Consider the following 15,282-nt stretch of genomic DNA (forward strand, 5'->3'; position numbering starts at 1 on the left):
ATGCTTGCGCTGGTCTGTTCGAATTTGCGGGGTTTCCCCTGGATGATGTTCATTTCGCGGTAGCCGCGATATACAACGGAACCTGCTGTTCCGCGTACGATTCCTTTCTTGTCTACTTTTGCCATAACCTTGTTTGATTTGGAGAACAAGGTAGTGCGGCGGGAAACCTGTGTCGATTTTTTCGCCAAAATCGACAAAATTTTATGGAATTTTTAAAAAAACGTACCTCAAAAGCAGTCAAGCCTCGCTTAGGCTGAGCTTAGTACTTCTTTATATGAAGAGCTATATGTACGGATGAAAGCCAGAGAGAAGTCCCACTTTAAGCTGTTCAGGTCGGACTTATTACGGAACAATGAGTGTCTGTTATTGACTGCATATAACCATTGTCATAATAGAACTAATGGCGCTATACCGAAAGATATGAACGCAAAAGGAGGCTGATCATTTTCTTTCATTATACCGCCTCATTCATTTTATATCGCCGGATGTATCGTTTCCGTACGAGTGTGCGTACTTTAATCTGTATACATCAATTGCATATAATAAAAGGATTAATACTATGAAACTTCTCAATTTACTACCTAAGAAAAACAGGTTTATGTCTATGGGCCTGGCGTTGCTTGCTTCGGCGACCTTATTATCATCTTGTTTGAAGAATGATTCTGAAGATTACCAGGGTCCCGTTGCGGGAATCAGTTTTATGCATGCTGCGGCTATTCAGCCGTCGGTGACGTTGTTGGTTGACGGCAGAGCAATTTTTAATTCGGCCATTCAATATGGTGCGTCTTCTCAATATCTTACTGCTGGTGCCGGTAATCACCTTGTTCAGACATACGTTGGAGGGACTACCCAAAAATTGTCTGAAGCAACAGTATCCTTAGCGGAAGGAAAATATCACACCGTATTTCTTGCGCACAAATTAGAAAATGATTCGCTGACTACAGTGATGACAACCGATAATATTACAGCTCCTGCTGCTGGTAAGGCTAAGGTTAGGTTTGTGCAGTTAAGTCCGGATGCTACTCAGGAATACGATCTTCATCTACAGGGAGGAGCGAAACTTGCCGATAGCAGAGCTTACAAGGAAAGTAGTGATTTTGTCGAGATAGATGCTGCTACGAAGAAAAAGTTTGCTGTACGTCTTGCGGGCGCTACCCAAGACGCGGTTGAAACTGCAGAACTGGATATAGTTGCAGGAAGGTTCTATACCGTTGTATTATCTGGAAAAGCTTCAGTGGCTTCAGGTACAGGCGCTCTTAAAGCATCTGTTGTGGCACAATAGACGAAACGAAATAGTAGAAAAAAGGGGCGTAAGCCCTTTTTTTATGAATTTTTGTTTTAATCTGCTGCTCTGTCCTTACCTTTATTCCATGAGGTGCAATGCGTTCCCTATGAAATATTTCAGTTTAATTCTTCTCGCGATAATACTAAGCTCCTGTCTGGAGGGAGATGACGATTCTTTCCGCAGGAAGTCGGACGTCCTGTTTGTGAATGTTTATAACGACGCTGTTAATGGGATAGAATTCAGGGTGGATGATATCGAATGGGCTTACGGATACAGGTCTTATGATACTCTTGATGTCTATCATACCTTCTATTCAGGTGATGTAGCTTTTTCGGCTTTTGTTGCCGGATCGGGGTCTGGTCAAGCTATCGCGAGTGTTAGCCAAACGCTGAACGGAGGGGGTAAATACACTGCTTTTTTGACTGGAAAGTCGGGTGATGGAAATATGCTATTCCTGCCGGATACGCTTAATCAGCCTGCCAGCGGGAAGGCTCTGATAAGGTTTGTCAATTTAAGTCCCGACCTGTCGAAGGCAGATATAAAAGTTGCCGATAGCAGCACGATTTCCAGCCTTGATTATCTGACTGCAGGCTACATGAGTATCGATTCCGGTGCTACTGTTATCCGGACCTATCGGGCTGGCGAAGCGGATGCTTCAGCAGCGCTAAACTTCAAAGCCGTATCCCGCGGAATTTACACGATGTACACGAAAGGACTTGCCAGCAGGACTGGAAAAGATTCACTCGCGATAAGCTACTTTTTACAACCCTGAGAGGTAGCGTAACAAAATCAGGCACAAGAGAGGATAATACAGACATATTCATACTTTTGCAAAAAAACAAATAAACGCTTTGGAACTTATTCAGACCCTAATAGACTTTATTCTTCATATTGACAAGCATCTTGTAGAAATAGTAAGTGAATATCAGACCTGGACATACCTGATCTTATTTCTAATTATTTTTGCAGAAACAGGGTTTGTTGTTACTCCCTTTCTTCCCGGAGATTCATTGTTGTTTGCTGCAGGAGCTATCATTGCTCGTCCGGAAAGCGGCTTAAATATCGTCCTGATGATGGGTCTGCTGATCGTTGCGGCTATTTTGGGTGATTTGGTGAACTACCATATAGGCGACTATGTAGGGCCGAAAGCCTTTAGCGGAAAGTATAAACTGCTTAAAAAAGAATATCTGGAAAAAACTCAAAATTTCTATATCAAGCATGGTGGTAAGACGATCATCTACGCGCGTTTTGTACCGATCGTTCGCACATTCGCCCCTTTTATAGCTGGTATCGGGACGATGAGCTACGGTCGTTTCGCATCTTATAACGTCATAGGCGCATTTGCCTGGGTATGTAGCTTTTTGCTCATTGGATATTACTTTGGCGGATTGCCGATTATCAAACAGAATTTCACTTACGTGATTTTCGGAATAATCGTTGTCTCTCTGATCCCTCCTTTGATTGAGATTTTGAAGAAGAAAAAATAAGATCGGGCTGGCCTGCATCTACCCAGGCGGAGAACCAATAACTTCCCGTTTTTTTAATTGCTGCACGCATTTGTCGTTCTACCATGCCGTTGAGCGCGTTGTGAAAGGCTTCGGAGTACTCCCTGGAGTATTGTTTAGTGACGATTCCGTTGCGCTCAGAGAAGCTGTATTTTCTGTCTGAAGGAAAGGAGCTACTGAGATTCGCTTCGATGGAAAATACACTATCCTTGTATTTGTGGGAGTTTCTGACGATGATCCAGGCTTCCTTAAGTGGGTCAGCAATATATTCAGCACGACCGACAAAGTAATTGTATTTCTCGCTGAATAGTTCGGGCAATCGGCTTTCCCAGAACCCATGTATTCCCGTTTGCTTAGTAAACTGACCGTTGTAGTTCCATGTAACGTGTAAAGGCACGTGGGCGTCGCCAATATAGTGTCCGAGGTTTGCTGAAATGCGCAAAATAGCGAGGGAATCTTTCCGCTCGAATGCCTTCACGAGAGAATAATATGTTTTCTCAATTTGCCAGGGAACGGTTCCGTAAGTGGTCAGCGTGTCTTCGGTGTATTTGGCTACTGCATCTTTCCAGCGGGGAGGTAAACTGTCGAAAGGCGAGTCGCCGTAGCGTTCTGTGTCGAGGAAGTGGCGAGGTCCCTCGTGAACATCGGTATATCGCCGCTTATCGGGATCTACGGAATGCTCAGCAAGATAATCTGCATTGTTCTTGTAAAAACGGATCATGCCTGCGGGTAGAGTGAAGACTGCCATGCGGTTTATTCGTTTATGAGCAAAGAATCCCCAGGAGCTGCACAACGTAAGAATGAGGGGACAGCATGCGAGGATCAGATACGGTTTCAGATTCATGTGAATAGTTCATGTCCCCGTGTATGTTAATGCGATGATGCAGGCAGTTAAAGGTAGGAATTTGGTATCGTATTTTAATCGTTACAGGACAAGAAGCGTCCTTTTTCTGCGTTTATGTTTTTAACATTTTTACCAAATAATCCCAAGATCACGATGAAATGTCCAAGTTGTAACGAGACCCTGCTAATGAGCGAAAAAAATGGCGTCGAAATTGATTATTGTCCGAAATGCCGCGGAATATGGTTAGACCGCGGGGAGTTGGATAAGATCATTGAACATTCGGCCAACCACTATTCCAGGAAAGATAATTACGAAAGTGACTACAAGCGTTATGGCTATAATGAGTACGATAAAGACTATGATAAGCGGTATCCACACAAGAAGAAGAAGTCTTTTTTGAACGATTTTTTTGATTTTTAACAATAAACCCAATAAAATTACTCGGCCAGTTTGATTATTAAATATATACGGTTATATTTGCAGTCCCAAAAACAGGAACGGAAAAAAGCTTACAAATGGCAAATCATAAATCATCGATCAAGAGAATCAGATCAAACTCAGCGAAGCGTTTACGTAACCGCTACCAGGCAAAAACTACCCGTAACGCTATAAAGACATTACGCAGTGCTACAACAAAAGAAGATGCAGCTCCTCTATTGTCTAAGGTAATTTCTATGCTGGATCGTCTTGCTAAGAAGAATGTTATTCACAAGAACAAAGCGTCAAACAATAAATCAAAGCTTACAAAGTTTGTTAGCAAACTAGCTTAAGCTTTATATAAGCTATTCTTCTTTAAATAGTAGTTGAAACCACAGAAGCTTGGATGTTAGATCAAGCTTGTGTGGTTTTTGTGTTTCCGGAGGTTTTTTCCAGACTTTCCGGATTTTCTTTTTAGCGGATTTTCGATTGTGCTTAAGATCATTTTTTCTTAGAAAGCGTATCTCTAGTTTTCGCTATGGAAAGCTACGATAAAAAGATCACCATCAAGTCCTGGGCGGAAGAGGACCGGCCTCGCGAGAAACTACTTGCACAGGGAAGGCGAACTCTCTCTGACGCCGAGTTAATCGCTATTTTAATAGGCTCGGGGAGCAGAACGGAAACAGCTGTAGAGCTGAGCCGGCGCATTCTTGCTTCTCTGGGGAACGACTTGGAAAAGTTGGGTAAAATGTCTGTTTCGGAGCTTTCCAAATTTAAAGGAATTGGTGAGGCGAAAGCCATCAGTATCATTTCGGCACTTGAGCTTGGGCGCAGGAGACGCGAAAGCAGCGTGAGCCGACCGGATCAAATATCCTCCAGCCGGGATGTATATGAGCTGTTACGGAGACAGTTTTCTGATCTGAACCATGAAGAGTTCTGGATAGTGCTTTTAAACCGTTCGAATAAGGTCCTGTCGCGGCATCTCATTAGCAAAGGCGGACAGGCGGGGACGATAGCAGACCCTAAAATAATATTTCAGACAGCGCTCGAGAGTCACTCAGCAAGCATCATTCTGAGTCATAACCATCCTTCGGGGAATCTTAAGCCCAGCCAGGCGGATCTACAGCTCACCAGAAAGTTGAAAGACGCGGGTGATCTTCTGGACATATCTGTACTGGACCATCTTATATTCACAGACTCCGGTTATTTGAGTTTCGCCGATGAGGGTTTGATGTAATTACGGTTTATTTTGCTGTATTTTCTATCTTTGTGCCTTATTAGTCGATAATTCAATGAAGATTTCATATAACTGGTTAAGCCAATTTATTCAAACATCCAAAACTCCCGATGAGATATCACTGATTCTGACGGATATAGGTCTGGAAGTGGAGAGCCTTGAGAAAGTGCAAGCCCTTCCCGGTGGCCTGGAAGGGCTGGTGGTTGGATATGTGAAGGATTGCGTGCAGCATCCGAATGCTGACCGGTTAAGGATCACAAAGGTGGACGTAGGGACGGCTGAAGATTTGCAGGTAGTATGTGGCGCAGCTAATGTTGCTTCAGGCCAGAAAGTGATCGTGGCTACAGTAGGTACGACGGTTTACCCAGTTACCGGAGAGCCTTTCAAGATCAGCAAGTCGAAGATACGTGGTGAGGTTTCGGAGGGCATGATATGTGCGGAAGATGAGATTGGTTTGGGGCAGTCACATGATGGAATCATGGTGCTCGACGAATCAGCGGTTCCGGGAACACCAGCCGGAGTGTATTTTGAGATTAAGGATGATTACCTTTTTGAAATAGGACTTACACCGAACAGGGCAGATGCGGCTTCTCACCTGGGAGTGGCACGCGATCTGGCAGCGTATCTGCGTACGGAGATCACTATGCCGGACCTTTCGTTGTTCAAACCCGATAATCTTAAATTGCCAATACCTGTGGAAGTGATGAACGACGAAGCATGTCCTCGTTATTCTTCTCTCACGATAAGTGGTGTACAGGTAGCGGAGTCTCCTGAGTGGCTGAAAGAAAAATTGCAGGTAATAGGTGTACGCCCTATCAACAACGTGGTGGATGTAACCAACTATGTTTTGCATGAATTGGGACAGCCATTACATGCTTTTGACGCGGCAGCTATTGCAGGCGGAAAGGTAGTTGTAAGAAATGCAAAAGAAGGAGAAGAGTTCGTTACGCTTGATGGAGTGACCCGTAAGTTGCACCAGGATGACCTGATGATCTGCAATGCAGAAGCACCGATGTGTATTGCGGGTGTGTTTGGGGGAGCGGATTCGGGTGTTAAGGAAACGACCACTTCTGTATTTCTGGAGAGTGCGTACTTTAACGCTGTATCTGTACGTAAGACGTCAAAGCGATACGGATTGAAGACTGATGCGTCTTTTCGTTTCGAGCGTGGTACTGACCCGGAAATGACGGTCTATGCCCTTAAGCGTGCAGCAATGCTGATCAAGGAAGTTGCTGGTGGAGAGATATCTTCGGAAATTGCCGATTTCTATCCGAACCCTGTAAGTCCTTTTGCGGTTTCTCTGAGCTTTTCGCATGTTAATCGTCTGATCGGGGAAGAAATTCCCAAAGAAACGGTGAAAGGTATTATTGAAGCTCTTGGCATCCGCGTTGCATCTGAAAGTGCAGAAGGATTGGAGCTGGAAGTGCCGTCTTATAAAGTGGATGTTACACGTGAGGTGGACGTCATTGAAGAGGTTTTACGGATTTATGGTTATAATACCATTGCTATCCCTACGCAGATCAGGGCGTCGATGAATTATGGGACTAAGCCCGACAAGGAGTCGGTTAGAAATCATATCGCTGAATTGCTGAGCTCTAACGCATTCTCTGAAATATTAACCAATTCGTTGACGAAGTCGGCCTATTCTGATTCGCTTGAAACTGCAGTTAAGATATTGAATCCTCTAAGCAGTGATCTGGATGTAATGAGGCAAAGCTTGCTTTACACAGGGTTGGAAGCGATAGCATACAATCAGAACAGGAGAAGTTCTGATCTGAAGTTTTATGAATTCGGAAAAGTGTATGAGAAATTGGCGGAAGGCTTCTCAGAAACCCAGCGTCTTTCGGTATTCATGACGGGGGCCAGACAGTCGGCCCAGTGGAATCACGATTCGAAGCCGGTGAGTATATATAACCTGAAAGCGGTTGTAGACGCAGTTTTGCGAAGACTGAACGTAAAAGGTCTTACTGAGGCTGAATTTAACTCAGCGTTCTTTAGTCAGGCATCACAGTATAAAAAAGGCGACAAAACGCTTGTTTCCTTTGGTACAGTTGCAAAAAGTGTGTTGAAGAAAATGGATATTGAGAACCCTGTTTATTACGCTGATTTCGATTGGGATATGATTCTGAAAGCGATTCGTAAAAACAAGATCAGCTATCAGGAGGTTTCTAAATTCCCGGCAGTAAGGAGGGATTTGTCGCTTTTAATTGACCGCTCTGTAAGTTTCAGTCAGTTGAAGCAGCTTGCGTTCAGGACGGAAAAATCCTTACTGAAAGAGGTGAATGTGTTTGACGTGTACGAAGGAGATAAGCTACCTGCCGGAAAGAAATCATACGCGATTAGTTTTCTGTTGCAGGATGAAGAAAAAACGCTTACCGATAAACAAATAGATTCGGTAATGAATAAATTAATATTTACTTTCGGGAAAGAAGTTCAGGCAGAAATCAGAAAGTAGCGAGGTTTGATTCTGAATTAATTTTAAACGTTAAATTGAAGTATGTCGCTTGCCGGACAATTGAATAGTGTATTAGACAGGACTCAGCGGTTGATTGAGCTTTGTGAGGCTTTGCAAGAGGAAAATGACCTGCTAAAGCTGGAAAACCAATCACTGCAGGTAGCTGTAGAAACAGGCAAGAATAAGGCTGTTGAGATGGAAGAAAAGATGAAAGTGCTGAAGCTAGCACGGTCATTGGAGGGGATAACAGTAAAAAAAATAAGTCCCGATGAAAAAACGCTTGACATAAAGCAAAAAATTAGCGAATTTGTGCGGGAAATAGATAAGTGCATTGTATTACTGAAAAAGTAATGTAATCGTGAAACAAAAGCTCAATGGGAGAGATCTCCATAAAAATAAATATTGCTGACCGTGTTTATCCTTTAAAGATAAATATGGAAGAGGAAGAAATAGTGAGGAAGGCAGCTAAGATGATTAATGACCGTATAAAGGAATACCAGGACAATTATGCGGTTAGAGATAAACAGGATTTGCTATCCATGAGTGTGTTGCATTATGCGACAGCGACATTAAGGGCAGAGAAGAAATTATCAGAAGGTGATACAGAAGCTTCTGAAACTGTTTATAAGTTGGATCAGTTGCTTAACGGTTTCTTTTCGAAGTAATATTCGTTCTTTATATAATATAGGGCATTAAGACTTAACCGCAGTTAATTCTTGAGTTTCACTATTGTATTAAACTTAACGCTTCAATATCAAAAGAGTTAAAAAATGTAAATCACTTGGCATGACCACTTGATTATGATTAATACTCTAATCTTAAATTGATGAAGTTTTACAGTACATGAGGTTCAAGTTTAACTGCGGTTTTTTTTATTTAAAAGAATATGGATATAGTACTTTACATTTTATTAGGTGTTGCTGTAGGGATCGTGATAGGGAGATATATGCTCCGGAAACTGTTGAAAAGTCAGGAGCTTTCAGCACAAAACAAGGTAAAAAAGATTTTAAAGGACGCGGAGAATAACGCGGAGATATTAAAGAAGAATAAGCTTCTTGAAGCTAAGGAGAAGTTTCTGCAGTTGAAGGCGGATCATGAGCAGGAAGTTAATGCGAGAAACAACTCGATCAATCAGCGTGAGAACTCCATTAAGCAGAAAGAACAGTCTCTGAACCAGAAGCTGGAAAATGCAAACAAGAAAGATCAGGATCTGGAGAACCTGAGAAAAAGTTTGGAGAAGCAGATTGAAACTTCAAAGGCTAAACAGGAAGAAGTGGAGCAGCTTAAGCTGGAACACATCACTAAGCTGGAGGCCATAGCAGGTCTTTCTGCGGAGGAAGCCAAGAATCAGTTGGTAGATAGTCTGCGTGAAGAAGCGCGTTCTAAAGCTATGATCCAGATCAAGGATATTGTAGACGAGGCGAAGCTAACCGCCAGCAAGGAAGCTAAAAAGGTGGTTATTCAGACGATCCAGCGTACGGCTACCGAATCGGCTATAGAAAATACCGTTTCTATTTTCAATATTGAGAATGATGAAATAAAGGGACGTGTTATTGGTCGTGAGGGCCGTAACATCCGTGCTTTAGAAGCGGCTACCGGAGTGGAGATCATCGTGGATGACACGCCTGAGGCGATCATTCTATCGGGTTTTGATCCGGTTAGAAGAGAAATTGCACGTTTGGCACTACATCGTTTGGTTACTGACGGGCGTATCCACCCTGCTCGTATCGAAGAGGTTGTGGCGAAGACCAAAAAGCAGATTGAAGATGAGATCGTTGAAATAGGTGAGCGTACGGTTATTGACCTGGGGATTCATGGATTGCATCCGGAATTGATCAGAATGGTGGGACGTATGCGTTACCGTTCTTCATATGGTCAGAATCTATTGCAGCACTCGAGAGAGGTTGCTAATTTCTGCGCGACTATGGCTTCTGAGCTAGGCTTGAATGTTAAGCTTGCGAAACGTGCCGGACTACTGCATGATATTGGTAAGGTGCCTGATGATAATCCTGAATTACCACACGCTATCCTGGGAATGCAGCTTGCAGAGAAATATAAGGAACATCCGGAAGTATGTAATGCCATTGGAGCTCACCACGATGAGGTGGAGATGACTTCGATGATCTCACCGATTGTACAGGCATGTGATGCGATTTCGGGCGCTCGTCCGGGTGCTCGCCGTGAGGTTGTTGAGAGTTACATCAAGAGATTGAAGGAACTGGAGGCCCTTGCGCTTTCATATCCTGGCGTGGAGAAGACATTCGCTATACAGGCAGGTAGAGAGCTGCGTGTTGTGGTAGAAAGTGAGCGCATTTCAGACGCGCAGTCTGAGATACTTGCTACAGATATTTCGAACCGTATACAGACTGAGATGACTTATCCAGGTCAGATTAAAGTTACGGTTATCCGCGAAACGCGTTCGGTTTCTTACGCGAAATAATATTAGTTTTGAGCCGGTCTTTCCTCTTAAGGGAAAGACCGGCTTTTTTATTTATACATGGGCAAGAAAAATACGATAGATTCGACTCCGATCGGCAATATTATCAGCCGGTTTTCTACAAGTCATACGACTTCGACCAATAAGCTCATTCATTACATTACCATTCCGATCGTCAGTTTTTCTGTATTGGCGATAGTTTGGGCAATTCCTTTTCCGCATTTGGATTTTCTTGGGAAATTTAATGGCTTCGTCAATTGGGCATCTTTTCTGATTGCGGGCACGGTTTATTACTATTACCGGATGTCGCCCTTTCTGACATATGGTATATTGATATTAGTTTTTGCCTTCTCCGCATTAATCGTTTCTCTTGAGAAGTTTCATCTGCGGGGTGGACCGGAACTGCATATTATTCCTATGGCTCTATTGTTGCCGGCCCTTCTGGCGCAAGTAGCGGGACATCGTGGCGAGCGTACCCAGCCTGATGCTTCATCGAGCTTCAGGTCTCTGCTGGATGGACCTCTGTGGTTGATGAATATCATCTTCAGAAAGGCCGGTCTGCTGAAAAGTCGTTAACAATTAGTTAATAGTTTGCTTACGTATTGGTAATTAACCTCTAACACCAGGTTAACACTGTGGTAATACTTTTGTGATGATAAAAACAACGCAAAAGTGAAAAGACTATTTGATTTAAAGTTTACAGCACTCTTTATTTTTTTAACACTCCATGTGTTTTCGGTTGCAGGACAGTCTGTTGGTAAGATTGCCGGAAAGGTGACTGATGGGAAGACGGGTGAGGCGCTAATAGGCCTGACAGTAAAAGTGCAGGGCAGTACGAAGGGTACTTCTACCGACATTGAAGGACGCTACAGTATCTCTGGCTTAACAGCAGGGAAACATACTTTGGTATTTTCTTATGTAGGGTATTCCAGTAAAAGTGTTTCTGACATCGTGGTGAAAGCCTCTCAGGTGACTAATGCAGACATTGTGATGGAAGAGTCTGAAGGAAATAGCTTGAACGAGGTGGTAATTACGGCTTCTGCAAAGCAGGAGAGCGTAGGTGCACTCTACGCTATGCAAAGGGTAAGCGTAAGGGTTTCAGATGGTATATCTGCAGAACAGATCCGGAGGTCACCTGACAGAAATACGAGTGATGTATTGAAGAGAGTAAGTGGTGCCAGTATACAGGAAAACAAGTTCCTTTTAATCCGCGGCTTAAGCGACCGTTACAATACAACGCTTTTGAATAACGCACCATTGCCGAGTTCGGAGCCAGACCGTAAAGCTTTTTCTTTTGATATTATTCCTTCAAACCTGGTGGATCAAATCGTTGTGAATAAGACGGCTGCTGCTGATTTGCCCGGCGATTTCGCCGGAGGCGTTATTCAGATCAAAACCCGGGATTTTCCTGAGCAGGAGTTGGTTAGCCTGAATTATAGCGCGTCTTATAACACGCAATCTACTTTCAAGGACTTTAAAGGCGGAAAAAGAGGGGGCCTGGATTTATTAGGCTTTGACGACGGTTTAAGAGATATGCCATCGTCTTTTCCTTCGAACAGAACGAACTACGTCAATTCGTCGCTCGATCAGCGGGTGGCTTATACCAAGGCATTCAAAAATAACTGGGGTGTAGAGAACTTTGGAGCTGCATTGCCTACGCAGAGTTTGCAGTTTACTTATGGAAATTCTTATACGTTGGAGAATGCCAATAAGTTTGGTTTCATCGCCTCTTTATCTTATCGTAACGGTAATACTATTACTGACCAGACCAGAGCAGATATTGAGCAGATTGGTGATGAGTCTTTTAGCTTTAAGGATGATGTATATAAGAACAGCATTAACGTTGGCGGCCTGGCTAATTTTGCGTATGCATTCAAGAATTCAAAGATCGCCTTTAAGAATATCTACAACCGCGTATTCGATGATGCTTATACGAGCCGGGTGGGAGTTGCTTTGGAAGAGCCAAACTTCGACAACCGGAATTCTCAGTTCCAATTGTTACAAAAGTCGTTACTGAGTTCCATCCTTGAAGGTGAGCATTCTTTTGAAAATAGGCGGAAGCTAGATTGGAACGCTTCATTCAGCTCCAGTAACCAGGATCAGCCTGATCTCAGGAGGATTTTTTACTCAAGGCCCAGTGGTTCTTCGGAGCCTTTCAAAGCCAGTGTTAACACCGGCTCTGCCAGTACAAAAAACGCTGGTCGATTCTATTCGGATTTGCAGGATTACGTGTATGCGGGTGCTGTAAATTATACTCATCCTTTCAAGCTTGGGAAGCTCGACCAAATCGTTAAAGTAGGTGCTTTATCTCAATACAGGACCCGGGATTTCTCTGCACGGGAGTTGGGTTATGTAAGAACAACCGCAAATGCGGAGAGTGAGAGTTACTTGTCACTACCGCAGGAAGAGATATTTTCCCCCGGAAACATCAGCAGGACCGGATTTATATTTGATGAGATCACCAATCCGAGTAATACATATGACGCGAACGTACTGCTGAATGCGGGTTATGTGATGTTAACTAATGAGCTGGCTCAGAAATGGAAGCTCAACTGGGGTTTGAGGGTTGAATCTTACCACGAGAAGCTGAATTCAGCAACGGTATTGGGAACGCCGATAACCGTTGATAACAACTATGTTGATTTACTGCCATCGGCTAATTTGATTTTCAGCATCGACGATAAGACGAACCTGCGTGCAAGTTACTCCAATACTGTTGCGCGGGCTGAATTTAGAGAGCTCGCTCCGTTTTCATTCTTTGACTTCGAGAGCAACAACGTGATTATTGGTAATAATAACTTGAAAAGATCCCGAATAAACAACTTCGATCTTCGCTTTGAACACTTTTCTCCGGGCGGTCAGATCTTCTCATTAACAGGTTTTTATAAGCAATTTAAAAATCCGATTGAGCAGGTATTCAATCAAGGGACTGTTGCAGCAAGCAAGGCAGCATCATTCCAGAATGCCACCAAAGCGACGTTATTTGGAGCGGAGCTGGAGATTCGTCAGCGTTTGAGTTTTATTAAGGAAGCTGACTTTTTTACCAACACGTCGGTCTATGCCAATCTGGCCATCATGAAGTCTGACGTGAAACTTGACAGACAACTGTTTGCCAATATCAATGAAAGCCGTGCACTACAAGGGCAGTCCCCTTATCTGATCAACGGCGGTATCCAGTACAATGATAATAAATGGGGGTTTAATGTGCTGTATAATCGAATTGGAAGACGTATCAACATCGTTGGGTTTGGCAGATATGAGGCCAGCGGTTTCGTGTACGAATATCCCGACATCTATGAGAATCCAAGAGACGTGATCGACTTGCAGATATCTCGTAAATTATTTAGCAATCGTCTTGATGCTAAAATAAATGTCGGTGATCTATTAAATCAAAAGGCTGTTCTTTATCAGGATAACAATAATGATAAAAAGTTTAATCCAAGCTCGGACCAGTCGATACGCACTATCAAATACGGCTCTAACTTCAGCTTGTCATTGGGTTATAATTTTTAATTAACAATTTGATAATAGTGCCTTTAACCTAAGGCAACTTTAACAGAATACTTTTGAATTATAATAAAACATAAAGATGAAAAAACTGAAATTTTTAGTGATTGCCATGTTTGGGTTCGCTACTATCCTTACTTCTTGCAGTAGCGATGATAATGGAGACGAACTGATTGAAGTTGAACCTGCGACATTGTCTGGGGATATCAAAACCAATACTACTCTAACAGCAGATAAGGCTTGGACGCTGAGTGGTTTGGTGAGAATAATGGATGGTGCTACCCTTACCATTGAGCCGGGAACAACCATAAAGGGAGACAAGGCTACTAAGGCAGCGCTAATAGTTGAAAGAGGAGGGAAGATTAATGCCGCAGGTACAGCGAGCAAACCAATTGTTTTCACGTCTAACCAGCTGGCCGGACAACGAGAGATTGGCGATTGGGCAGGTGTAATCATTTGTGGAAAGGCTCCAGTTAATGTTGCCGGTGGAACTTCTCAATACGAATCAGGAATTTTGGGAGCTGATGTTGCTAACTATGGTGGTACGGATGCTAATGATAACTCAGGTATTTTGAAGTACGTTCGTATTGAGTACGCGGGTATTGCTTACGGTACTGACAGAGAAATAAACAGTTTAACCCTGGCAGGTGTTGGATCGGGTACCGTTCTGGAAAACATTCAGGTATCTTTTGGTGGCGACGACGGGTTTGAGTTCTTCGGAGGAACTGTAAATGCAAAGAATCTTATTGCCTACAGATGTACTGACGATGATTTTGACTTTGAATTTGGATACAGCGGTCGTATTCAGTACGCCATTTCTATTAAGGATCCTTTGGTGTTTGACAACTCCTCTAGTGGTGCCTCAAACGGAATTGAGTGTGATAACGGAAGTACAGTTGATGTAACTCCGGTGAACAGACCAGTCCTATCCAACTTTACGTTTATCGGTCCGGGGGAAGGTGCAAATGCTAAGCATAACTCCGGTGTGATTTTTCGGAAGGGAACCGCGTTTGTGTTGCGCAACTCGATTATCATTGACCACTTAAAAGCTGGTTTTGAGCTTGCAACTCCTAAAGCAGGTGATCGTTTATTCGGCGGTGAGTCTGAATTTAAGAACAATTTGGTATTTGCCAATGGTGCTGCTTTTAAAGCAAATGACGCCGGCGCTAACTTTACTACTAATCAGGCGCTTGCTACCTTTGTTACATCAGCTGCAAACGGCAACGTAGCCTTAGCAAATGCTGCTGCTGCGGGAATTACGAGCACTAGCCTTACAGCTCCAAACTTGCTGCTTACGAGTGCGTCGCCTGCGAAGACCGGCGCTGATTTTACTGGTCTGACGGGGTTTGAAGCTGTTGCTTTCAGAGGAGCTATGAATACGACAGACTGGACGTCTGGCTGGGCGAGCTGGACTTCTGGAACTAACGTCTACTAGTCCGGTTTATAGATTTTTGGGAGGGTTGATCGTAAGATCGACCCTTTTTTGTTTTATGCGATGGGAAGATCACTCGTGGATGCTATGATGAAGGAAACTTCACCGATCTTTTCTGCTGTTTTACCGAGTTTTCGTCTGGTTCAACCTATTGGCTATTGCC

The 15,282-nt window shown here is 43.4% G+C and carries 14 protein-coding genes; 13 read left to right on the plus strand and 1 reads right to left on the minus strand.

Features of this window, described 5'->3' with window-relative positions; genetic code table 11:
- The first annotated feature begins 559 nt into the window (after positions 1–559).
- From B0I27_RS12010 to B0I27_RS12020, 3 genes are all read left to right on the plus strand, one after another.
- Entirely contained in the window at positions 560–1,282 is a 723-nt protein-coding gene (locus tag B0I27_RS12010; RefSeq protein ID WP_106293656.1) for a DUF4397 domain-containing protein, read from the plus strand.
- A 109-nt stretch (positions 1,283–1,391) separates the two neighbouring features.
- A complete protein-coding gene (locus tag B0I27_RS12015) occupies positions 1,392–2,057 on the plus strand; it encodes a DUF4397 domain-containing protein (protein WP_181276767.1) in 666 nt (221 codons plus the stop codon).
- Between the two features lie 79 nt (positions 2,058–2,136).
- Positions 2,137–2,772: a DedA family protein gene (locus tag B0I27_RS12020; protein ID WP_106293660.1), complete on the plus strand. Its 636-nt coding sequence runs from the start codon at positions 2,137–2,139 to the stop codon at positions 2,770–2,772.
- Here the strand turns inward: B0I27_RS12020 and B0I27_RS12025 are convergent.
- Positions 2,696–3,634: a zinc dependent phospholipase C family protein gene (locus tag B0I27_RS12025; protein WP_106293662.1), complete on the minus strand. Its 939-nt coding sequence runs from the start codon at positions 3,632–3,634 to the stop codon at positions 2,696–2,698. The genes B0I27_RS12020 and B0I27_RS12025 overlap by 77 nt on opposite strands.
- 186 nt (positions 3,635–3,820) lie before the next feature.
- Between B0I27_RS12025 and B0I27_RS12030 the strand changes: the two genes are divergently transcribed.
- From B0I27_RS12030 to B0I27_RS12075, 10 genes are all read left to right on the plus strand, one after another.
- Positions 3,821–4,054 carry a TFIIB-type zinc ribbon-containing protein gene (locus B0I27_RS12030; protein ID WP_245925502.1) on the plus strand — a complete coding sequence of 78 codons (234 nt, stop codon included), beginning with the start codon at positions 3,821–3,823 and terminating at the stop codon, positions 4,052–4,054.
- 95 nt (positions 4,055–4,149) lie between these two features.
- A complete protein-coding gene (gene rpsT / locus B0I27_RS12035) occupies positions 4,150–4,404 on the plus strand; it encodes a 30S ribosomal protein S20 (RefSeq protein ID WP_106293664.1) in 255 nt (84 codons plus the stop codon).
- 185 nt (positions 4,405–4,589) lie between these two features.
- Positions 4,590–5,288, plus strand: coding sequence for a RadC family protein (gene radC / locus B0I27_RS12040; RefSeq protein WP_106293666.1), 699 nt, complete (start codon positions 4,590–4,592; stop codon positions 5,286–5,288).
- 55 nt (positions 5,289–5,343) lie between these two features.
- A complete protein-coding gene (gene pheT, locus B0I27_RS12045) occupies positions 5,344–7,743 on the plus strand; it encodes a phenylalanine--tRNA ligase subunit beta (protein WP_106293668.1) in 2,400 nt (799 codons plus the stop codon).
- Between the two features lie 42 nt (positions 7,744–7,785).
- A complete protein-coding gene (locus tag B0I27_RS12050; protein WP_106293670.1) occupies positions 7,786–8,094 on the plus strand; it encodes a hypothetical protein in 309 nt (102 codons plus the stop codon).
- 23 nt (positions 8,095–8,117) lie between these two features.
- On the plus strand, positions 8,118–8,408 hold the full coding sequence (locus B0I27_RS12055) for a cell division protein ZapA (RefSeq protein WP_106293672.1): 291 nt from the start codon (positions 8,118–8,120) through the stop codon (positions 8,406–8,408).
- A 221-nt stretch (positions 8,409–8,629) separates the two neighbouring features.
- Complete coding sequence (gene rny, locus B0I27_RS12060; protein ID WP_106293674.1) at positions 8,630–10,183, plus strand: ribonuclease Y; 1,554 nt, start codon at positions 8,630–8,632, stop codon at positions 10,181–10,183.
- 57 nt (positions 10,184–10,240) lie between these two features.
- On the plus strand, positions 10,241–10,756 hold the full coding sequence (locus tag B0I27_RS12065) for a DUF962 domain-containing protein (RefSeq protein WP_106293676.1): 516 nt from the start codon (positions 10,241–10,243) through the stop codon (positions 10,754–10,756).
- A gap of 96 nt (positions 10,757–10,852) precedes the next feature.
- Positions 10,853–13,693: a TonB-dependent receptor gene (locus B0I27_RS12070; protein ID WP_106293678.1), complete on the plus strand. Its 2,841-nt coding sequence runs from the start codon at positions 10,853–10,855 to the stop codon at positions 13,691–13,693.
- A 76-nt stretch (positions 13,694–13,769) separates the two neighbouring features.
- Positions 13,770–15,122: a hypothetical protein gene (locus tag B0I27_RS12075; RefSeq protein ID WP_106293680.1), complete on the plus strand. Its 1,353-nt coding sequence runs from the start codon at positions 13,770–13,772 to the stop codon at positions 15,120–15,122.
- The last annotated feature ends 160 nt before the right edge of the window (positions 15,123–15,282 follow it).

Origin of the sequence: Arcticibacter pallidicorallinus, from assembly GCF_003002875.1 — a bacterium.
Classification (GTDB): Bacteria; Bacteroidota; Bacteroidia; order Sphingobacteriales; family Sphingobacteriaceae; genus Arcticibacter; species Arcticibacter pallidicorallinus.